Here is a 20,260-nt window from a genome sequence, read left to right as displayed (position 1 = left end):
GTCAGTCCTTCAGGGTTGTGATGACGCCGGCAGCACGCAGCCACCGGGCGGTTTCGGGGTGCACCAGCAGCTCGGTGCCAGGGGGCTCTTTCTTGCCCTGGTGTTCGTGCTCGCGGTCCAGGACCACGCGCTCCAGGTCCGCGGCTGGCAGGGGCGCTGCCTGTGTCCTTTGCCGGGGTCTCATGACTTCCTCCATTCCGCCCAGTTGCGGGTCTTGAGGCGCAGGGCGGCGCTGTGGCACAGCACGCCCGCGAAGTACACCGGCCCGGCGCTCTCGACCTGCACGCCACGCTCATCGGCGACGCTTGAGCCCAGCAGGCCAGGCAGGCCCAGGGAGCCGTCCACGCGCACCGCATCGCGCATGCGCTCGACCAGGTCGTCGAAGATCAGCTCGCTGCTGATGGCGTCGCGGAAGGCAAGGTAGCCTCGCACCAGCCAGGTGTGCTCGTTCAGGACGCGTCCGTTGGCCGTGACCTCGGCCGTGGCTGTGCGCCGGATGTACCAGCCCCGGATGTGCGGGGCTGCGGCGAAGGCATCGGCGGCCGGGTCGGCGTGCGTGTAGAGGTAGGCCTTTTTAAAAGCCTCTTCGCCCTCCGCGAAGCGCTCGCAGGCGTGCACCACACCAACGGCGGGCACGGCCTGCAGGACGGCCTGCAACGCGGAGCGCGATGCGGCCAGGGTGTTCGGCATGCTCACAATGCGGTCCCTTCCAAATACTTCGCGACCTGGTCGGCCGCACGTTCGAACATCGCCACGATCTGCCCTTCCGTGGCCTGCGCAGCGCGCGCCATGGGGCGCTGCGCGGGGGTGCCCTCCTCGGCGATCTTTCGCGCGACCAGGAAGGCCACGCGCTTGACGTCCTTGGGCTCGCGGATGCCGAGCACAGCACGCACCCACGGCTCGATGGCGGCCACAGGCGGCATGTGGGGGCGCGTACCCAGCTCGACGAAGAGCGCCGACGGCTGGCTGCTGCCCACGATGCCCAGAACGCCCGCGGGCGTGCTTGCCACGTCGCTGGTGATGCTCGACGCCGTGAGGCCCGATGCACGCGGCAGGCGCTCCTGCCACTCGCGTTGCAGCAGCAGGGTGGCCTCGGTCATTGCGGACAGGAGCACCTGGTCGGTGTACTCGGGCGCCTCGCGCAGCCCGCGCTGGAACGACTGGAGCGAACCCATGTTGATCGACAGGTTCACAGCAGGCCCCGCCGCACCAGGCTGTGGCGCGGATTGCGCGACGGCCAGCTCACGACCGCCGCGGCTGCGGCGCCCGGTGCGCTGGAGGAGGCCCCGGCCTTGAAGGGGTCAGGCAATCCGACCCCGGCGAAGTACGCCGTGCGCAGCTCGCGCGCGCGGTCCGCGAACTGGCGCGCCCGGGATTCCGTCATGCTGGCGTCCGAGCCCATTGCGGCCTCGCGCTGCGCGCTGTAGTGGGTGGCGAGCTGGTGGCACAGCAGGTGCGCCGCGTACTGCGCCACCGGCAATCGGTGGCGGGCGGGGATGGTGTCGGCCGTCGCAGACAGCTCATGCTCCGCCATGATCGTCACGCGCACGACCGCGCCGGCCGGCACGTAGGTCGCTGCGAGGAGCTGCGTCCCGGACGGACCCAGGTAGGCAGACACGTCGACGAGCGACACAGGGTCGCGGCCGATGGGGTACTCGGCCGACTTGATCCAGGCGTGCTCCGTCCAGGCGGTGGGCTTGGGGCCGATCGAGTCGGGCAGCCAGGTCAAGTCCTCGGGCAGCGCGCGTGGGTGGTCGCTGCTGTACTGCAGCCGCGCAGCCTCCAGGGCACGCACGCGGGCTTCGGGCGCCAGGACGGAGCCTTGGTCGCGGGCGAGGTCGTCGAGCAGTGCGGTGATGTCGGCCAGGGCCATGAGGATCGGTGCTTGGGTGGTAGTCGGCGGGGTTGGCAAAGGCTCCGCTCGGGAGCAGCGCCTTTGCCAACCCGCCCCCGGGTGGGGCGGGTCGGAGTAAGGCCGATCAGGCCACTACGGACTTCGTGAACGCGCGGTAGTCGGTCACCGCGCCGCCGTAGATGTGGCGAATCTTGTAGGTCAGCTTGTCGGCCGCGAACATGGAGCCCACGGTAGGCGAGTCCTGCACGAACAGCTCGGGCTCTTCCCGGCCATCCAGGAAGCCCAGCTCGATGCCGGGAATGTCGGCCGGGTCGGCGGCGGTGCACCAGTCGTTCGCATCGGTCCAGTACCACACCGGGATGATGTTCATGACCAGCGACTGGATGAACGTCTTCTCGTTGTTGGTCGCGAGGCGGAACAGGTCCACGGCGGCTTCCTGCAGTTCCACCGGCACGACGAGCCGCGTGGGTGTGATGCCGATGCGATCATTGCTCGACAGCTCACTCTGCTTGAGCATCGCCAGCCGGTGGGCGCCCAAGGACGTCTTGTCCAGCGCCGCCGTGAACAGGTTGCCGTGGTCGGCGTGGAACAGCGCCTTGCCGTCGTAGATCGCCGGGTTCGCGCGCAGGAAGTCGAACACGAACTTGGCGAGCGTGCGCTTGGCGGCGCGCGAGAGCTTCGTGGGGATGCGGCGAACGGCGCCCACGTCGTCGTTCTTGATCATCTCGAGGGTCAGCTCCTCGGTGCCACCGCGCTTTTCGGCCTTGTACGTAGCCTCTTCGTCGGTGGGGCTCGTGAGCGGCAGGTAGTCGGCACCTTCCGCCACCTTTGGCAGATCGCCGTAGCCACCCCAGCGCGTGCGGTGCTGCACCCGGAAGTCGCTCACGGGCACGACATTGACCAGCTGGCGCCAGCCGTCAAAGTCCACCGCGGAGCGGTACTCGGCCAGCATGCGCCGGGTGATGCTGTCACCCAGCACCTGGTCCAGCGTATCGGAGCCGAGCGACTCGGCCAGGCGCGAGCGGTCGCAGTCGCGCACGCGGCCGGTGACCAGGCGGTCGCCCGTCATCTCGATGTAGCACTCCTTGATGGACTGCACCCGACCGTGATCCTTGTGCTTGGGGTCCCAGAACGCGTCGAGCATCTCCCGCATGGTCAGGCTGCGATCGCCCACCTGGATGGAGCCCTCGCCGAACAGCGGCACGCGCACGGCGCCGCTCTCGGTCATGCGGGCGATGTAGTCGCCCTCGGCCTTGATCATCTCGCCCACGGCGGCCTCGGTCAGCCGATCGGCGCCCGCGGTCGCGATCTGCGTCTGCAGGCGATCCTTGGCGACCTGCGGGAGCTTGGCCGCGGCGATGCGATCGCGCGCAGCGCCGCGCAGCTCGAACACTTGCAGATCGGCCCGCGTCAGTGGCGCGTCCTGCGCTCCTGCGACGCGGTGGGTACCGGGCTGCGGCACCAGGGGGCCGCACACGGCTTCGTAAAGCTGGGTCACTTCGTCGTCGGTGGCGGACTCCACGTTCACGGCGGCGTGCTTCACCGGGTCTTTGGCCTTGATGGCCTCCAGCATGCGTTGCTTCCAGAGAGGCATTGCGTTTCCTTGAAAGTTGATCGAATCGGTGGCGGCTTCTACGAGGCGATCCAGGCCGCCACCAGCGCCCGGCTCGACAATCAGATCGACGGAGTCCACCTTCAGGAACTTCACTGCCTCGCGCAGTTGCTCGGCACCCGCCTTTCGCGGCTTGGTGCGCGCGGTGGCGTCGATGGAAAGGCCCAGCAGGCTCTGCATGCCGCGCTTGACGGCCTCGGTCATCTTCATGACCGCGGCATCGCTGGGGTTGAGCGGCTTGAACGTGCCCACCAGAGCGCCCGTGTCGGGCGTCTGCCCTTCCACGAAGCGCACGCCGTAGATGCCGCCGATCAGGTTGCGGACGTCCTTGCCCTTGCCGGCGATGTGATCGGCGTCCGACTTGGCGAACACGCGTACGCCATCGAACATGGATGCGGCCTCGCGCAGGGTCGCATCCGGGTAGTAGTTGCGGTTGCCGCTGCGGCCTGCCCGGATCAGCGTGACCTCGATGGAGCCGTCCTTGGCTTCGCAGAACTGCGCGGTGACGTCCTGCGCCACAGCCTCGCGCACGGCCGCAGCGGTGGCCGGCGCCGCAGCGGGCGCTGATGCCGCACCCACGGGGTTGTATTCGGCGACCACCTCGGCCGCCTCACCCACGGCGACGGTGTTGTCCTGGGCGATGGTGTAGGGGTAGCTGTAGAGCCGTCCCTTGTAGCCGACCACGACGCGCTCGGGCCAGATGCCGCGCACGTCCACGTAGTAGTCGCTGTTGGCCGTCAGGCGCAGCTTGTCGCGCACAGCTTGGCGCACCAGGTCGATGAGCTGGCCGTACTCGGTCGTGACGGCCTCGGTGAGGCGCGCATAGCCGGTGCCGGCGGGCAGGAGCTTGATCATCGCGCCGCGGCTTCCGAGTCGAGGCTGGAGAGCTTCTGGCCGTCGCGCGTGACGACGACGACATAGGTGCCGTAGTCGCGGAAGGACAGCACCTCATCGGCTTTCACGGGCACGCGCTTTTCGCGCACCTGCGGGACGGGCTTTCCGTCTTCGCCCTTGGCCTCGACGCGCTCGACCACCTTGCGCTGTACGCGCTTGGCGGCCTCGGCGGAGGTCAGTTCTTTGAGTGCGGCCGGCTGCTCGGCCGGGCTCTTGGTATCGGACATGCATCACTCCATCCAGGTAGGCCGCACAGGCGCGGCGGCGGTGGAGTGACTGTGCCGGGGGGGCACCAAAAAACTAAGGCCGACATATGTCGGCCCACCTAGTTATTGATGCGAGTTCGTCTTTTTCCTCTTTTTCTCTTCCCTTTTCTCACGGTGACGCTCCGCGATCTGGAGCCCAAATGGGGGATTCGCTCGGATAATGTATTTCTCGAGCCCCCTTCCAACCGTCGATCTTGTCCAGTCGGGATCGGCCTCCACGAGATCAATGCTGTCGATTGGGTCGTAGCGACTGGGCACCCATCGAGTGAACTCAGCGACGACGAACACCGAGCGGGCGTCTAAGTTGAAGTTCACTTCTGAAGGGTTCATATAGTACTGATAGTTGCTCAACTCCTTGTGGTTGAGCAGCTTGTAGAACTTCGTTCTCCAGTATTCCTCTTGCTCAGCTTGCATTGTTTGAAATAGCTCTGTGCGAAGGGAGTCGGTTAGCTTCTCGGCGCGAAGCAGGTGTCGGGCGGCTATCAACCAAGATAGGCGGTCAGCTTTTGGAGGGGCATCCTCGGTTTCCCGTCCTTCGGCAAGTACGTCATAGGCCCACTGATACGAGCTGCAGATTTGCCCGAGGATCTTCTCGTCTCTATCGAGCTGCCGCTGCTCAAACTGCGCCTTTCGCGTGATATGAATACTGATCAACACGCCGCCAAAGGCTAAGCCAGCGAACAGAGCGTTGACGCCGCCGAAAAGATCACCTACCTGGCCTAGTTGTTCACAAGTGGCATCCGAAGGGCAAGCAAATTGTTTGGTCCACTGCACTCCGAATGCAGCCCACAACCACCAGAGTGCAAGCGCGAACGTCATGGTAAGAACCATCGCCAGGACCGGCTTGCCGATGTCTCTAGAAAACTTTTCCCAGTACTCTTTCATGACTCCCTCCATGTTCACCATGATTGTGAGTGATCCTGACCCTGCCCCTACCCTTTTAAACCCCCTTTAAATCGCCAGCCAAGGCCATGAACAGGGAATCCTTAGGGGGTTGCCGCAACCAGCCCGTTTAAACGGTTGTAGAGGGCCGCACACTACTCGACTCGCCGACCCGCGTTTTTCGCCGCCTGATCCAGCGCCGCCTTGCGGCCATCGAGCTGCAGCTCTCTCCGGGCGAAAGGCTTGGCTCCCGGCGTCAGCACCTGCCAACTCTTCATCCAGGGGATGGAGATACACCCGCAGTTGATCACCTGTTCCGCCGGCGCCTTGGGATCGTGTGGGCACGCCATCATGTCGAAGCCCCCGCGCGGGTTGGGCACCTTGAAATCCTTGCCGGCGTCGACGACCTGGCCGTCCATGAGGTCGTGGTTCCAGCGGCTGTGGATCTTGCCGCTGCGCCGCCACTGCTTGCCCAAGCCGGGCACCAGCGGCGCGGCTTGTGCCAGGCGCTCTTTGCCAGCCACGGCGAAGACCTGGCTGACGCTGGTGTGCACGATGGTGGTCGCCCGTCGGTCCGTCTCGGCGCCCAGGATCGACTGCACCGCCCTGATCGCCTCGAAGGGCGTCTGCGTGCCGATGGTCACCAGGCCGAGCTGGCGGCCGATCTTGGTGGTTGCCTCGGTTCCAACGTCCTTGAGCCGCAGCCGGCCGAAGGCCTGCATCTGCTTGAGTACGCCCACATCAAGGGCGGCCAGGCGCATCTCCACCGCGTGCCCGGCGGCACCGAGCGGCTTGTCCACCAGATCTTCGCCTTGGCGCCATCCATCCTGCATGCGCAGATCGAAGGCGGTCCCGGCACGGCCTGTGGCGGCCTGCAGGATGCCTTCGATCTGCCCAAGCAGGCGCTGGAGCTGCCACTGCTGCCAGTCGCTGGGCATGCCCGCGAGCACGCCGAGGATCTGCGCGCGGGCATCCGCCAGGGTCTGCACCACCTGCGTCTGCCCCGTCAGCAGCAGCTTGGCACGCTCGGCCAGGCGCTCGCGCAGGGCGGCCTCGAAGTTCTTCTGCTCGGGGGTCGCCATGGTGGTTAAAAGAGCCCGGCGGGCTCGGCCTGGTAGTCCCAGTTGTAGATGACAAGTTCGCCGCGCTCGACGCGGTTGGCGCCGCCGCCCACTGTGTAGTCGAGGGTCAGCGCCTCCATCGCGTACCCCGCGAAGCACTCGCGGATCGCCGGGTGATCGTTAATGCTGACGATGGCCTTGCCCTGGATCGCCTTGAGCTTGGCGGCCATCAGCTCGTACTGCGCCCACTCGAAGGGCACGCCATACCCTTCCGTTTCCCAATACGGGGGGTCTAAGTAGAAAAGGCTGTGGGGCCGGTCGTAGCGGTCGACGCATTCCGCCCAGTCGAGCTGCTCGATGTAGGTGCCACCCGCCAGGCGCAGATGCGCCGCCGACAGCGACTCCTCGATCCGCAGCAGGTTGATGGCCGGCGCCGTGGTGGCGGTGCCGAAGGTCTGGCCCGCCACCTTGCCCCCGAACGACTGCTGCTGCAGGTAGAAAAAACGCGCCGCGCGCTGTACGTCGGTCAGCGTCTCGGGCCGCGTTTCCTGCAGCCACCGGAACACCTGGCGCGAGGTCAAGGCCCATTTGAACTGCCGCACGAACTCCTCCAGGTGGTGTGTCACCACGCGGTAGAGGTTGACCAGGTCGCCGTTGACGTCGTTGAGCACCTCGACGTCCGCGGGGTTGCGCGCGAAGAACACCGCAGCGCCGCCCGCGAAGACTTCGACGTAGCACTTGTGCGCCGGGAAACGGCTCAGGAGGAGGTCTATCAGGCGGCGTTTGCCGCCGATCCAGGGGACGATAGGGGATGCCATGTTTGCAAGCCTTTTAGCTGTTTAAAAGTCTGGTAGGCTCAGCGCGCTCTCGCGAGAGTGGCGGGCCTTGCCGGCTTGCAGCCTGTTCTGCATGTTGGGGTTCTGGGGCGGTGTGACAGCACCGTTCCAGGGTCGCCCGTCTTTTTTCTATTCCTGGTCCTGGCCTTCGCCTTGGGCCTGTGCCGCCTGCGGATCTGCGCTTGGTCTGAAGACGTCCTCAGCAGCGCGGGCTCGCTTGCGGTCATCGCGCTCTTTTCGCGCCGACTCCAGTTCCGTCTTGGCGTCGAAGTCCTGGCCGAATCGCTGCGCCACGTCCGCCACGATCTTGAGTCCGGTCTCTTCCGTCAGCAGGCCGGCTTCGATCATCAAGATGACCGAAGAGGCCACCGACTGCATCGCGGCCGCGAACTTCGTGACGTCGCGATTGAGCAGTTCGGGGAAGACCGCCGTGACCTGCCATTCGTCGCTGGCCCAGTCGGGTGTCTCGCCGCGGGCCTGAGCTTTGCACCACAGCACGTAGCGGCCGATCTCTTCGAGCATCAGCTTGAGCACGCTCTGCCGCATGCTGTACATCTTGAAGGTGGGCTCGCCCATCTCCGTGGCCGCTGCGCGGTTCACATCCCCACCCCCGCCGAACCAGTGTTCCGGCGTGGTGCTGCCTCCCAGCACATGGTTGCGCAGCAGCCGCGCGCTCTGGGTGGTGTCCGCTGCCTGCAGATCGGGCGTCTTGGCCTCCAGCTTGACCGTGTCGTTGTGGACGAACGTGCTGTTGGGGCCGGGCGGAACGAACGTCTTCTCGAACTTCGTGACAGCCGCCTCGTCGGCGCCGGTCATCGTCACATCCCACACAAACGAGCGCAGATATCCGATGCGATCCAGCTCGCTGAAGAGGAAGTCGTCATAGGCGTCCAGCCAGTCCATCTGGCCCAGCAGATCGCTGCGGCCTCGGCTGCCGCTGGGCAGCTTGTTGACCTGGTAGAGCAGGCAGTCGCCGTCCGCGAAGTCCTCGGCTCTGATGCGCACAGTGTTGGCGTCGAAGAGCTTGTCGTCGTCGCCGAGCACGATGACGCGGTACTTGTACACGCGGCCACGGCTGTCTCGCTTGGTGACCACGCCGATGGGCTGCTCGGGATTCGCGGGGTCGTTGACCACGGTAGCGATCTGGCGCGGGTCCAGGTACCCGAGGCGGACGAAGCCGTCACCATCGCGCACATGGGCGATGTAGCACTGCTCACCGTGCAGGCTGTAGGCCCGCACGCGCGACTGCAGCTTGAGCGGCCAGTTGTTGATGGGGTCCGACCAGAAGGCATTGAGCAGCTTCTGGTGCTCCTGGTCCTTGCACTGGAGCGTGACCCCCTCGGCGAGCAGGTAGGCCAGCGGCAGCTCCACCAGGCGGTTGGCGAGCAGGTTGCTCTGCCACAGGTACTCGGCGAGCTTCTGCATGCGGTCCTGTGCCATGGGCGCCAGGTCGCGGTCGTTCATGCTCGCGAGGTCACCACCAAGGCGCCGCCAGTGATCGCCATCGCCCTGGCCCTGGGCAGATGCCGCCTCACGCACCGGGCTCGTGGCTTCGGGCGCAGCCGTGGCCACGGGCTCGAGCTGCGCGCCGGCCCATGCTTTAAATCGGTCCCACATGCGCATGCTCAGGCCTCCGCATCCTGCTCTGCGCCCACCAGCGCGAGCGCCAACTGGCCGTGGTCGTTGTGGTGCAGAACCACCTCGCGCAGCTTGGCTGCGGCCAGCTCCACACCTTGGCGGTCGGCTTCGGGCAGGCCCGCGATAGCGCCGCGGATGAGCAGGAGGGCATGTTGGGCTTCGGTCATCATCGTTGCTTTCTGAACATGCGCGCCGCCTGGCGCGCGAAGCGCTCTCGCGCGGATTGGGGTTGGTGGGAGCTGCCGCCCTGAGCTGCTGCGGCAACGCCGCCGGTCACGGCCAGCATCCAGAGCATCTGGACCATGTCGGGGCCGTCGTCGTGATCCGCTTTCGGGAAATGGCGGAATTGGTCGATCAGCGTGGTCTGGCTGGAGTGCAAGCGGATCAGCCCGTTGTGCATGTGCGGCTGCAGGCTCTCGATGCGCAGCAGCTTGTCGGCGATGGGAATGAGTCCCCGCGCCGGTACGGGCACCCCAGCCTCCGCGCTGCGCTTGACCAGCTCGGTGCGGAGAAACTCCTGAAACTGCACCGTCTCGACGCCCCACACAATGCAGCCGTACTCGCTCTGCAGCTCGATGAGGTCGCTGATGATGCGGTCGGGCGTGCGCTTCTTGATGCGGGCCTCGACCACGTCGAGGATGCCCAGCGCGCGTTGGTATCCGCCAACACCGAGAGCGCTGGGGTCGCGGCTGTTTCCCGCCCGGCCCAGGCTGGGGTCGCAAGCGCCGTAGAAGATCCACTCGGCCAAGCGGTTGACCCAAAAGCGAATACTGTTCGCGAAAGGCGCATCTTCGCCCGCCACCGGATCGTTCTGCTGCTCCGAGTCGAATGCCGCATGGCCTTCACGCGCGCGGCGGATCATCAGCTTGACCAGCGGGCGCAGAGCGGGCCAGCTCACCACTGCGCCCTTGTCCATCTCCGCCTGGTGCTGGCGGTACAGCGCCATGGCCTCGGCCTCGCCGCGCTGCGGCGTGTCGGCCCCCAGCAGCAGTCCCTCGAACTGCTCCCACAGGTGCATGTTCTCCGGCCAATTGATGATGGCCTTGAACACCTTCTTGTTCCAGAGCGGGTTCTTTAAAAATCGCGCGAGCACCGAGTCGTAGTGCAGCACCGTACCGACGAGGATGGCGTGCATCGAATCGTCCGGCGGCCCCAGGTTGAGGACGCTCGCGGTGACGAACTTCTGCAGCTTGTCGCGCTGGGCCGGCGTGGTGACGTTCTCATCGTTTTCGATGTCATCCATCACCGCAAGGTCAGGGCGATGCGCTCCATGACGGCGACCTCGGATCTTCTTGGCCGAGCCGAAGGCTTCCACCTTGCGGCCGTTGCGCGTGACGATGACGCCCGCACGCCAGACGCGTCCCTGGCCGCACGCCTCGGGGAAGTCTCCCGCGATGCGCGGGTTCGCCTCCAGCTCCGCTTTGATGGCCTCCAGCATCTCCGCTGCCTGCTCGAAGGCGTCCATCACGATGATCGGATACCAGAGCTTTTCCGTGACCACGCACCAAGCCACAAAGCTCATGCTGATCTTCGTGGACTTCGCCTCGCCGCGGGGTGCGGCCAGTGCATCGCGCTGGCCCGACTTGCTCGCGATGATCTCGGGCAGTCGCTTGTAGAGGTAGAGGTGCAGCGCACTGGGCTCGGCGCGGCCGTAGTGAGGGAAGTAGTTGCGGTCCCAATACTCGTAGCCACTCACAGGGTCGCAGACCTTGCGGCGACGCTCGGCGATGGCCTCGGGGCTCATGTCCCAGCCGTCGAGGTTGGCGTCGATTTGGCGGCGCAGGCCATCGGCGAGCGAGGCCAGGTCGGCCAAGAATTGCTTGGGACTCTTCGCCATGTCAGCGCACCTTCGCGAGTTCTTCCCCGAAGGGTTCCAGCATCTCAGCTACCGCCTGCAGGTGCTGCGGGAACCGGGCCTGCGCGAACGTGACGAAGCGCTGCAGCACGTCGATCTGCACGGCCTGGCGGTCGAGGTCGGGCGCGAGGCGTTTGAAGGAGGCCATGGTCTTGTTGAACGAGTCAGACATGCTCGCGAGCGTCTCCGCCCGATCCCGCGCGCTCATGCCAGTGGCCTCGCGCAGCTGATCCATGGTGGCTTGGTGCTGCACCAGGTAGTCCTCCAGCAGCTTCTTCGACAACGACGCGAAGTTGTCGTCGCCCAGGGCCATGGCGGCGCGCACGGTGTCCCAATCGTCGCCTTTCTCGAGCGCCTCAGCCTTCCAGCGGTTTGCGGTGCTGCGCGGCACGCCCAGCTTCTTGCAGGCCGCCTCCATCGGCAGGCGCTGGTAGGTGTACAGCCCCCGTAGTTGGGTGCGTTTCTCCTGCGCGTGTGCCATTACTGACCCAGCCCCCCGCGGCCCAGCCACTGCTTCAACCCTTCGATCGCGAGCGCAACGCCGATGGACACGGCCGAGCCGCTAACAGCACCGGCAATCGCCGCCTTTTGCTCGACGACGCGCAGGCGCGCGTCGATCGCTACGTGGCGCTCCTCCTGCCGCTCTTCGGCGCGGTCCATCCGCAGTTCGTTGGCCTTGTGGCGCTCCTGCTGGCGGGCCTCCGACTGCTCCATGCGCTGTTCGTTGGAGCGGTGTCGCTCCTCCTGGCTCGCCTCCATGCGATCCATCCGGCGGGTCTGCTGATCCAGGCTGGTCTGCAGCGACTGCACCATGCCGTGGATCTGGCCGAGCAGCAACAGCTCCTGTTTCCTGTCGTCGGGCTTCGTGGGATCGCTCATTGGGGGCGGCTTTCTGGTGTGGATTGGATGAAGTCGATCAAGGCGCGGTAACGCTGCCGGTCGTCGGCGCAGCTGCGCGCGTTGGCGCGGTGGTTGGCCCAGGCGTCGTCGAGCGTGAGGCCGGAGTCCTCGGCACAAGCAGGACCGGCTCCCTCGGTGGCTGCAGTAGCGCCGCAGGCACCTGCAGGCGCGTCCGTGCTGGTGAGGGCGCCGTTCCACACCCGGACAGCAGCCAGGGTGAGATGAGGCACAGCAGCATCGGGAGGAGCAGGTAGCGGCACCCCCCCCGAGGGCGCGGCAGGCGCAGGGGCTGCGGGGCTGCTGACTGCACCGGCAGCGCCTGCAGGCGCAGGCCGATACACCACGAGCGGAGTGCGCTTAAGCAGCGCCTGGTAGCGGAGGTCGAGGGCGTCATAGCGGTCTGCCTGGTCACGGTGGTCTTGGAGATAGGTGGACGTGGCGGTGTCGGCTCGACGGGTTTCCGCATCGAGCGCCTTCTGTGCGGCCTCATCGTCTCGGGCCTTGCGCGCAGCCCACGCGTTGTCAGCGGCCTTGTGGCCCCAGCGGTAGCCCGCGCCGATGAGAGCCAGCGCGAGGATCAGGGCGATCAGGAGGCGGTTTGCCATGGCATCGACCTCAGTGCGGCAGTTGCCCGACCGCCCACATGGCGGCCAGGCCGAGCGCGCAGGCCCCGATGACGAGTGCCCCGGCGATGGCCCGCAGCGTGCGCATCACGGCGGCCCTCACTGCTGCGCCTCCATGCACTTCTTGTGGCGCTCGAGCTGGCGCGTCCACACCCCGCGGCACACCTTGTTGCCGGGCGTCGAGCAATCAAATTCCCAGCGGATCGGGCGGCCTTGGGCGCCCTGTTTGCTCACGACCCAGCCGGGGCCTTCCTTGCGCGAGCTGGTGAGCTTTCGGTATGCGAGCAGCTCGTCGCAGGCCTGCACGTAGTTGCCCGCGAGCAGCTCGCGGCGCATGCCCGACGCGCGCCACGCCGCGGAGCCGTACTGGTAGACCCAGTCCATGTAGACGTCGTATTCGGCCTGGTAGAGAGCCACGTCCGGCAGCGATGCGCGGAAGGCCTGCTCGTCGCGGCTGATGTGCGCCTGCGTCTTGATGAGGGCACGCACGGGCGTGGTCGTGTCGCCCGGCTTCACGGGAGAGCCATCTTCATGGAACGTGCTCCCGAACCCCACGGTGGGCCGATCGCCCTGCGTGGGGACGATGGCTTTTTCTGTGTAGCTTTCGTGCGTGACGATGCCGACCAGGCCAGCGCCTGACAGCGTGAGCAGCGCTACGAGCTGGCGGCCGGAGATGCGCCCGAAAAGGCGACGACGAGAGCGGAAATGCATGCTGCGACTGTCGCGGCAAGATTCCAAAAAACTAAGGCCGACATAGGTCGGCCCGAGCACTCGATATGGAGCGGACTACCTTATCACGGCCCGAACCTGGACGACAAGTCTGCGGCCAATCGCATCCCCGCCGCGATCGTAGGCATGCGCGTCAAGCAGGGCATCCCGCACGCCCGCGCTTGTAGATCTCCATCGCTGCAGAGGCTTCATCGAAGTCACTCTGTGCCAGGGTGCTACCCAGGTTGAGTTCGTTGCGCATGAACGTGAGAAAGCCTTTCTCCGTGCTGCTCATGCTGCGCAGCAAACCCGCTTTCCCAGCATCCAAGCAAGGGGGCACGGTGACCCCTTCGGTTTCGCGCTTGATGGCCTGCAGCGTGGCTACTGGCCCGGAGAGCGCGATGCGGCCGGTTGTCGATGCGACCTTCACCGCATCGTCCCAGCGGGCGACCAACGTGTCCATGGCCTTCAGTGACGAGGCTAGCGCATCTTTCTGCGCTTGCTCCTGTGCTTTACGTTGCTCCAGCACCTTTCGCTCCTCGTCGACTCGTGCCTGCTGGGCTCGCTTTGCCGCAGCCTCCTGCGCCTGCTGCGCGGCCAACCGCTCCCGGCTTCGGTGCTCGCTGTAGCGCCATGCGCCAATCACTGCTACCGCCAGTGCCAGCAGCACCACCCAGACCACATACCCTCTCTGTGCATCCCGTTTCATTTTTCCCTCTCTTTAAAAAAGCTCTCCCGTGTACCGACATGCGGCTGGCGTTCCTTCTTAGTTGAAGGTCACGCCGCCCCACCTGACACGACCCAACACCGCGAAGTCTCGCTCGGTTTCCTCGGTGCCAGTGACTTCGAAGGGCGCGTAGTCCTGATTGGCGCTGCTCACGCGTAAGACCTTGCCAGGCAGGCGCTGCACGAACTTCAGCATCAAGGCTCCGTCAAGCCGAATCGCGTGAATTCCCTCCGCGCCGACATCGTTTGCACGCCGATCAAGCAGGGTGGTATCGCGTGATCGCAGGTAGGGCTCCATCGAGTTGCCCACCACAGACACCAGCGCGAGGTCGTCGTGGGAGATGCCCAGCTCCTGACGAATGAACTTGGCGTCGAACGGTCTCATGGCGAGCACCGTCTCGACATCAGCGAACACGCCATGGCCGGCCGAGAGCTGCACATCGAAGTGCGGCACGAAGACATAGCTTCCCACTTCGACCGCGCGAATGTTCTTCGGCACGCTGGGGGTGGGCTCCTCCCCCGTCAGCAGCCATTGGACTTGGCACCCTCCGACCTCCGCCATGCGCAAAAGTACGAATGCGTCGGGGACCGTGAGCCCGCGCTCGAATTTGCCGATGGTGTTGACGTGCAGTTCGAGGCGCCGTGCGAAATCTTCGCGCGTCAGAGTGCCGCGGCACTTGCGGATGCGATCCCCAAGTGCCGACGCGTAGGTATCCCGCACCTCATCAGAAGGGTGAGGCGCTGCACTTTTTAGTGTGTCCATGGACACATTAAAACATGCAGCCATGACGCGGCGAAGCACCTAAATCAATCCCGGGTCTGCGGCAAGCATTTTTAGATGTGTCCCATGCACCTCTAGGTGTACTTGAAAGGTTGCCGAGAACACATATTTGTGTTCATAATCATGGCCATGGACACACAAAAATGTATGCAACCGAAGGACTGGCACCCAGCCGACGTAAAGGCTGCACTCGAAAAGAAGGGTGTGAGTCTTCGGAAACTGGCAAGAACCCACGGCTACTCCCACTTTCAGCGCGTGCTGACGACCCATTGGTGGGCGGCCGAACAGATCGTCGCTGCTGCTCTGGGCTTGCGCGCCGAGGAGATTTGGCCGAGCCGGTATGAGGTGTCTAGGGAGAGAGCGAAGAATCGGACATCCAAGATCTCCGTGAGCCGCAACGGGCGCATTCGGGCTGCGGGGGTGCAGGCATGACCTGGCTGACCGCCCGCGAACTTGCCGGCCTGCCCGGCATGCCCACGTCCGAACGCCGTACCCGGGACAAGCTGGTCGCGCTCGGAGCGTCCTCTCGCCCACGCCCTGGCAGCGCAGGCGGCGGCGGCCTCGAATACGACCCGTCCGGCCTTCCGGCAGAAACTCGCGCAGCCCTGGCCGCGCGCGTCATCAGCACCAGCGGCAGCCAAGCCCTGGCCCTGGTGGAGCCGGCACCTTTGGTTTCCTTCGCGCCGCCCGCTCCTCCGCCCGTACCGCTCGCACCGCTGCCCGCCCCGGCCCCTGGCCGGCGCCCGCCCAGCGACCACGACAAGGCTTGCGCCGATGCACGCATGGTGCTGATCAACCAGGTGCTCGAACTGGAAGCCATCCACGGCGTCAAAAAGGCCTGCGCCATCCTGGCGTTGCGCCTGGCGAGCGGCGAGGCTCCGAAGGAACTGCAGGCCACCGCCCGCGCCGCAAGCCAGCGTGCCCGCGGCGACCTGGTCAGCGCCCGGACGCTGGAGCGCTACCTGTCCATCTACCGTGCCGAGGGCTGGTGGGGACTACTGCCTGCGCCCGCGTCCGCCGCAGCCTCCACCCATGTCGACCAGGACGTCGCCGCAGTGCTGGGCCTGTACCACTCCCGCGACGCGCGCTTCCGCAAGCTGAGCGGCGCGGCCAAGGAAGTTACCCGCCAGCTCGGACGCGAGTTCGATACCTGGCGCGCGCTCTACGCCCGTGCACGTCGCGCACTGGACAAGCTGGGCACGTCGCCTGAGGCGAGCGTGGCGCTCATCAAGGCCCGCCACAGCGGCAGCGAGCGCGACGTGCGGCTGCCCTTCAAAAAGCGCGACACCAGCAGCCTATCGCCTCTGGATGTGTTCGTCATGGACGGCCACCAATTCAAGGCGAAAGTACGCCACCCCGACCATGGCTCTCCCTTCGCCCCTGAACTGACGCTCGTCCTGGACGCCGCCACCCGGCGGATCATGGGCTGGTCTGTGTCCCTCTCCGAGAATGTGCTCGCCGTGGGCGACGCGCTGCGGCACGCCATCGCGCAGCACGGCATCCCTGCAGTGCTCTACACCGACAACGGCAGCGGCGAAACCGCCAAGGCCATGGACTGCCCCGTCGACGGCTTCACCAAGCGCCTGGGCATTGACCACCGCACAGGCATCCCAGGCAAGCCGCAGGCCCGCGGGATCATCGAGCGTTCGTGGCAGACCCATGCCATCAACGCCGCACGCAAGTTCGGCAGCTTCCAAGGCTCCGACGTCGACGGCGGCGAGTTTCGCAAGGTCGCGGCCGAGTTGGCGAAGGAGCAGCGCGCCCTGCGCCGGGCGCAAGAAACGGGCGAGGTCGTTCGCCTCTCGACCAAGTGCCCGACCTGGGCGCAATTCATCGACGAGATCGAGCGCATGGTGGCCGAGTACAACGGCCAGCACCGCCACCGCAGCCTGCCCAAGCGGCCGGACGGCAAGCACATGACGCCCGACGAGTCCTGGGCGGCGAAGTTCGACGCGAGCCTGCAGCACAAGCCCTCGCAGGTGGAGCTGCGCGAGCTGTTCATGCCCGCGGTCCTGCGCACCGCCAAGCGCGGCCAGGTCACGCTGTTCAATCAGGAGTACCAGGCGCCCGAGCTGATGCGCCGTGACGTCGACGGCCGCGAGGTCAGCGTCCGCTACGACATCCACGATCCGATGTGGGTGCGCATCTACAGCCTGGACGGCGAGTACATCTGCGACGCGCAGTGGCAGGCCAACCGCATCGACTTCATGCCCAAGGCGGTCGTGCAGATCGCCCGGGAGAAGCGCGTCGCCGCGACGGTCAAGCGCCGCGAGCAGCAGATCGAAACCGCATTGCGCGAGCTGGGCACCATCGTCCAGCCCGCCCCCCTTTCCCTGCCGGAGCCGAGCGCGCCATTCGTGGTCGTGCCCTCCATCCCGGAGGCCTCTCCCTCCCTCTCCTCCCTCCCTTCCTCCGGGGTCGAGGTCGCGCAAGCGGCTTCGGGCAGGCCTTTCTTCGACTCATTGGGCGAGCGCTACGAGTGGCTCATGGGCCACCGCGACGCCTGGGACGAGAGCGACAGGCGCTGGGTGCAGGACTACGTCGCCAGCGACGACTACGAGTCCCTGGCCGACTACTACGAGGGGCGCGGGCTTGGATGGCCACGCGATCCACAGCAGGTTTTTAAAGGCGCTCTGTGAGTCCCGCGTAAGCCGGTCGCAGAGCAGCAGACAGCAGATCAACGAAGAGGAATCACTCCATGAAGACAGGGTTCGTCAAAACGGAAAATTTCCGCCGCCTGGCCGAGGCGCAGAAGCTGGTGGAGCGCCGCGGCGCGCGCGAAGCGGGCCTGGTGCTGGTCAAGGGGCCGTATGGAATCGGCAAGTCCGAGCTGACGGAGCGCTGGGCCACCGACAGCGGCTGGATCTTCGTCCGCGCCAAGGCGACGTGGACGAAGCGCGCGATGCTCGATGAGCTGGCCGACCTGATGGGCGTGTCCAAGACGGGCCGCAACCAGGAAGTGCAGGCCCGCATCATCGGCAAGCTGGCCGTGGACATGGTCCCCATGATCATCGACGAGGCCGACTTCCTGGTCGGCTCCACCGCCTCCCTGCTGGAGGTGGTGCGCGACATCACGGACATCACCGGCACCATGTGCTTCCTGGTGGGCATGGAGCAATTCGCCCTCAAGGTCGCCCGCCACGGCCACATCGCCAGCCGCGTCGCCAAGGTGGTCGAGCTGCAGCCGCTGTCGCTCGCGGACGTCAAGGCCACGGTCACCGCCAAGAGCACGGTCGCCATCGACGATGCCGTACTGCCGATCATCCTGGAGCAGAGCGCCGGCCGCATGCGCCTGGTGCTCGGCGCGATCGCCAACCTCGAAGCCTGGGCCGATGCCAACCGCTGGGAGCGCATCACGCTCGAGCACGTGGCGCGGCGCGCGCTGTGCACCGAATTCAGCGGCAAGAGCCTGGGCCGCCGCGCGCCCACGCTGGGAGGTGACGCAGCATGACCCACCTCTGGCTTTGCCGAGACGCACTCGTCGCGCTGGGCCAGCATCTGGCCCGCCGGCCGCGCGCCTTCACGGTCGCCGAGCTGGTCGAATGGACGCCGACCCTCGAGACCAAAACGGGCCACCGTGCCTGCCAACTGCTGCAGACCGCCGGGATGATCCAGCCCGCGCCGCCCGCCGCGGGCGACACGCGCGCCAACCAGAACCCAGCGCGCCCCGCGGCCTGGGAGCTGACGGCAGCGGGTCGCGAAGCAGCCCGCGCCGCCCACATGGAGGCGACGTCCAAGAAGCGCGCCGAGACGATGGCGGCGATCAACCGCCGGCCACGCACCGACGCGCTGCCCGCGCGGCTCTGGACCGTGCTGCGCGCGCGCACCACCCTCACCGCCGATGAGGCCGCTGGGGTGCTGGGCGACGCCGGGGCCGACCTCCGGCCGCTCAAGAAGGCGATCGGCAAGCTGCTCTCGGCCTGGCATGCCGTGGCGCCCGACCTGGTCAAGGTCGGCGCGAGGCGCGTGGGCAGGGCCTACCAGTACGTGCTGGTGGGCAGCGCCGGAAGGTTTCCGCCGGAAGTCCACACGCCAGAAGCCGCCGAGCGCATCCGCGCGCATTCCGCGGCCAAGGCAGAGGCCAAGGCGAAGGCTGAGGAGGCGCATGCATGACCGAGCGCCCCTACATGCAGGAGCCCTGGTACGCGCTGCTCATGTCGAGGTGCGCGGGCGGCGTGACGCGCACGCTGATCGCCAAGCAGCTCGGGCTCTCCAGCACCACGCTGTCGATGGTCATCAACGGCACCGGCCCTTACGGCGACGGCCGGGCCAGCACCGCGAAGGTGGCGGATCGGATCGTGCATACGTTCGGCCGCTACGCCTGCCCTCACCTCACCGAGCAGGCCGGCGAGAGCCGGGTCATCACCGCCGAAGAGTGCCGCGCGTTCGCCCACTGCGACCCGCCCACCGGCCGGCCCCGTGCCATGCAGCACTGGCAGGCCTGCCGTAAGTGCCCGCACGCCGCTGCGAGTGCCCCGCCCATCGAGCGCGCCCCTTCGCCGCGCAAGGTGATCCCGATTCAACCCCAGGAGGCATCTGATGTCGCTTTTTAAATCCATGCGTGAGCGGTGGCTCATGCGCCGCTACCTTCGCACCCGCGTGCTGATGCAGCGCGAACGCGCCCTGCACAACATGCACATGGCACAGCTTCGCGCCGAGCGGGATGCACTGGCCCTGCAGATCGGGAAGCGCACCGCGGAGGCCACACGATGAGCCACGCCCTCGCCCTCCAACTGCCAGCGCCCGAGCAGGCCTACCAGCGCCCGCCGCTACGCTGGATCATCCGCCGCGCGCGTCGCATCCAGCGCGCCTACGGGGTGACCCGCCGGCTGGCGATCTTCGACGCGCGACGCGACTACTGCGACTTCGTCGGCCTGAGCCACAAGCACCTGCTGCAGCTCGTTCGAGGAGGCACCCATGTCTAAGGGACTCACCCGCGATACGGCGCAGCTCTGGAACTTCCTGCGCGCCGACAAGGGCTGGTGGAGCGTGCTGCGCCTGACCGGCCACTGGGCGCCGACATTCACCGAGCGCGAGATCGAGGAGCACATGGAGACGCTGTCCCGCGGCGTCTTCGTGGTCTCCAAATACACCGAGCGCATGGGCACCGTCTATGCCGTCACCCCGGCCTGCCGCCTGCTGCCAGGCACGGATGCACCCGCCCCGATGCCGCAGCCGCCCAGCACCGACACCGAGCTGGTGCCGCCTCCGCGCCGCGACGTGATGAGCACGGTTTACCGGCCCACGCCGACCAACTACCGCCCTGGCGCCCTGGACCACCAGCGCCACCCCAGCCTGATCGGCGACAGGCGTTTCACCCACAGGAGCCCGAAAGCATGAGCACCGACCAATCCCGCCCCGCGATGTCTGATGCCGAGAAGGTCGAGGCCGTCGAAGCGCTCTCGAAGCAACTGCTGTCCTGCGCTCTGCAGGCGACCAATGCAGGGGTGGCTCTCGACGCGCTCGTGACCGCCTACATCAACTGCGCCTCCCACCTGGGGCTGCTCGATCAGGTTCCTGTCGCAGCTGCCGCAATGAGCGAAGCATCCATCCACATCCTCAACGTGCAGCGCCAACTCGGCCAGGGGCGCATGGGCACGGCCATCCATTGAAAGGACTTTTT

At 66.5% G+C, this 20,260-nt stretch carries 27 protein-coding genes; 9 read left to right on the top strand and 18 right to left on the bottom strand.

Annotated features, from left to right (window positions below):
- Position 1: 1 nt before the first annotated feature.
- From BLR99_RS22365 to BLR99_RS00815, 18 genes are all read right to left on the bottom strand, one after another.
- The gene (locus tag BLR99_RS22365) at positions 2-184 is read right to left on the bottom strand and encodes a DUF7210 family protein (protein WP_139160121.1); all 183 of its coding nucleotides are present in this window, start codon (positions 182-184) and stop codon (positions 2-4) included.
- Entirely contained in the window at positions 181-690 is a 510-nt protein-coding gene (locus BLR99_RS00890) for a hypothetical protein (protein ID WP_074686628.1), read from the bottom strand. The genes BLR99_RS22365 and BLR99_RS00890 overlap by 4 nt, the downstream gene beginning before the upstream one ends.
- A 2-nt stretch (positions 691-692) precedes the next feature.
- Positions 693-1,175 (bottom strand): hypothetical protein, encoded by a 483-nt coding sequence (locus BLR99_RS00885; RefSeq protein ID WP_233427198.1) that lies wholly within the window; start codon positions 1,173-1,175, stop codon positions 693-695.
- Positions 1,176-1,189: 14 nt separating this feature from the next.
- Positions 1,190-1,873, bottom strand: a complete 684-nt coding sequence (locus BLR99_RS00880) for a hypothetical protein (protein ID WP_074686624.1) — start codon at positions 1,871-1,873, stop codon at positions 1,190-1,192.
- Positions 1,874-1,979: 106 nt separating this feature from the next.
- On the bottom strand, positions 1,980-4,322 hold the full coding sequence (locus BLR99_RS00875) for a phage major capsid protein (RefSeq protein ID WP_074686622.1): 2,343 nt from the start codon (positions 4,320-4,322) through the stop codon (positions 1,980-1,982).
- A complete protein-coding gene (locus tag BLR99_RS00870) occupies positions 4,319-4,588 on the bottom strand; it encodes a hypothetical protein (protein WP_074686620.1) in 270 nt (89 codons plus the stop codon). Before BLR99_RS00870 ends, BLR99_RS00875 begins: the two co-directional genes overlap by 4 nt.
- Positions 4,589-4,690: 102 nt before the next feature.
- Positions 4,691-5,512 carry a hypothetical protein gene (locus tag BLR99_RS00865; protein WP_139160120.1) on the bottom strand — a complete coding sequence of 274 codons (822 nt, stop codon included), beginning with the start codon at positions 5,510-5,512 and terminating at the stop codon, positions 4,691-4,693.
- 152 nt (positions 5,513-5,664) lie between these two features.
- Positions 5,665-6,591 (bottom strand): putative phage head morphogenesis protein, encoded by a 927-nt coding sequence (locus BLR99_RS00860; RefSeq protein WP_074686616.1) that lies wholly within the window; start codon positions 6,589-6,591, stop codon positions 5,665-5,667.
- Positions 6,592-6,596: 5 nt separating this feature from the next.
- Positions 6,597-7,388, bottom strand: coding sequence for a DNA adenine methylase (locus BLR99_RS00855; protein WP_074686614.1), 792 nt, complete (start codon positions 7,386-7,388; stop codon positions 6,597-6,599).
- 147 nt (positions 7,389-7,535) lie between these two features.
- Entirely contained in the window at positions 7,536-9,029 is a 1,494-nt protein-coding gene (locus BLR99_RS00850; RefSeq protein WP_074686612.1) for a phage portal protein, read from the bottom strand.
- 2 nt (positions 9,030-9,031) lie between these two features.
- Positions 9,032-9,211, bottom strand: coding sequence for a hypothetical protein (locus BLR99_RS00845; RefSeq protein WP_074686610.1), 180 nt, complete (start codon positions 9,209-9,211; stop codon positions 9,032-9,034).
- Complete coding sequence (terL, locus tag BLR99_RS00840) at positions 9,211-10,881, bottom strand: phage terminase large subunit (RefSeq protein WP_074686608.1); 1,671 nt, start codon at positions 10,879-10,881, stop codon at positions 9,211-9,213. Before terL ends, BLR99_RS00845 begins: the two co-directional genes overlap by 1 nt.
- A gap of 1 nt (position 10,882) precedes the next feature.
- Positions 10,883-11,380: a DUF1804 family protein gene (locus BLR99_RS00835; RefSeq protein WP_074686606.1), complete on the bottom strand. Its 498-nt coding sequence runs from the start codon at positions 11,378-11,380 to the stop codon at positions 10,883-10,885.
- Complete coding sequence (locus BLR99_RS00830; protein WP_233427197.1) at positions 11,380-11,778, bottom strand: hypothetical protein; 399 nt, start codon at positions 11,776-11,778, stop codon at positions 11,380-11,382. Before BLR99_RS00830 ends, BLR99_RS00835 begins: the two co-directional genes overlap by 1 nt.
- Positions 11,775-12,404, bottom strand: a complete 630-nt coding sequence (locus tag BLR99_RS23325; protein ID WP_233427196.1) for a hypothetical protein — start codon at positions 12,402-12,404, stop codon at positions 11,775-11,777. Before BLR99_RS23325 ends, BLR99_RS00830 begins: the two co-directional genes overlap by 4 nt.
- Positions 12,405-12,521: 117 nt before the next feature.
- Positions 12,522-13,133, bottom strand: a complete 612-nt coding sequence (locus BLR99_RS00825; protein WP_074686602.1) for a glycoside hydrolase family protein — start codon at positions 13,131-13,133, stop codon at positions 12,522-12,524.
- 151 nt (positions 13,134-13,284) lie between these two features.
- Positions 13,285-13,839 (bottom strand): hypothetical protein, encoded by a 555-nt coding sequence (locus tag BLR99_RS00820; RefSeq protein ID WP_074686600.1) that lies wholly within the window; start codon positions 13,837-13,839, stop codon positions 13,285-13,287.
- 57 nt (positions 13,840-13,896) lie between these two features.
- Complete coding sequence (locus BLR99_RS00815) at positions 13,897-14,619, bottom strand: XRE family transcriptional regulator (RefSeq protein ID WP_211481572.1); 723 nt, start codon at positions 14,617-14,619, stop codon at positions 13,897-13,899.
- A 141-nt stretch (positions 14,620-14,760) separates the two neighbouring features.
- Here BLR99_RS00815 and BLR99_RS00810 point away from each other — a divergent pair, with 141 nt between their 5' ends.
- From BLR99_RS00810 to BLR99_RS00775, 9 genes are read left to right on the top strand one after another with little or no spacing between them, the layout of a single operon-like run.
- Positions 14,761-15,069, top strand: coding sequence for a helix-turn-helix domain-containing protein (locus BLR99_RS00810; RefSeq protein WP_211481571.1), 309 nt, complete (start codon positions 14,761-14,763; stop codon positions 15,067-15,069).
- On the top strand, positions 15,066-17,276 hold the full coding sequence (locus tag BLR99_RS00805; protein WP_074686594.1) for a Mu transposase C-terminal domain-containing protein: 2,211 nt from the start codon (positions 15,066-15,068) through the stop codon (positions 17,274-17,276). Before BLR99_RS00810 ends, BLR99_RS00805 begins: the two co-directional genes overlap by 4 nt.
- A 59-nt stretch (positions 17,277-17,335) precedes the next feature.
- Positions 17,336-18,088, top strand: a complete 753-nt coding sequence (locus BLR99_RS00800; RefSeq protein ID WP_017439224.1) for an AAA family ATPase — start codon at positions 17,336-17,338, stop codon at positions 18,086-18,088.
- Entirely contained in the window at positions 18,085-18,750 is a 666-nt protein-coding gene (locus BLR99_RS00795; RefSeq protein WP_074686592.1) for a hypothetical protein, read from the top strand. Before BLR99_RS00800 ends, BLR99_RS00795 begins: the two co-directional genes overlap by 4 nt.
- Positions 18,747-19,190 carry a hypothetical protein gene (locus BLR99_RS00790; protein ID WP_074686590.1) on the top strand — a complete coding sequence of 148 codons (444 nt, stop codon included), beginning with the start codon at positions 18,747-18,749 and terminating at the stop codon, positions 19,188-19,190. The genes BLR99_RS00795 and BLR99_RS00790 overlap by 4 nt, the downstream gene beginning before the upstream one ends.
- Positions 19,177-19,350: a hypothetical protein gene (locus tag BLR99_RS22970; protein WP_170838008.1), complete on the top strand. Its 174-nt coding sequence runs from the start codon at positions 19,177-19,179 to the stop codon at positions 19,348-19,350. Before BLR99_RS00790 ends, BLR99_RS22970 begins: the two co-directional genes overlap by 14 nt.
- Positions 19,347-19,562, top strand: a complete 216-nt coding sequence (locus BLR99_RS00785; protein WP_074686588.1) for a hypothetical protein — start codon at positions 19,347-19,349, stop codon at positions 19,560-19,562. The genes BLR99_RS22970 and BLR99_RS00785 overlap by 4 nt, the downstream gene beginning before the upstream one ends.
- On the top strand, positions 19,555-19,977 hold the full coding sequence (locus BLR99_RS00780) for a hypothetical protein (protein WP_074686586.1): 423 nt from the start codon (positions 19,555-19,557) through the stop codon (positions 19,975-19,977). Before BLR99_RS00785 ends, BLR99_RS00780 begins: the two co-directional genes overlap by 8 nt.
- The gene (locus tag BLR99_RS00775) at positions 19,974-20,249 is read left to right on the top strand and encodes a hypothetical protein (RefSeq protein ID WP_074686584.1); all 276 of its coding nucleotides are present in this window, start codon (positions 19,974-19,976) and stop codon (positions 20,247-20,249) included. Before BLR99_RS00780 ends, BLR99_RS00775 begins: the two co-directional genes overlap by 4 nt.
- The last annotated feature ends 11 nt before the right edge of the window (positions 20,250-20,260 follow it).

It is taken from the genome of Paracidovorax citrulli (assembly GCF_900100305.1).
In the GTDB taxonomy this organism is placed as follows: Bacteria; Pseudomonadota; Gammaproteobacteria; order Burkholderiales; family Burkholderiaceae_C; genus Paracidovorax; species Paracidovorax citrulli.
Note: the sequence above shows the minus strand (reverse complement) of the source record. Positions and strands in the feature narration are given on the sequence as shown.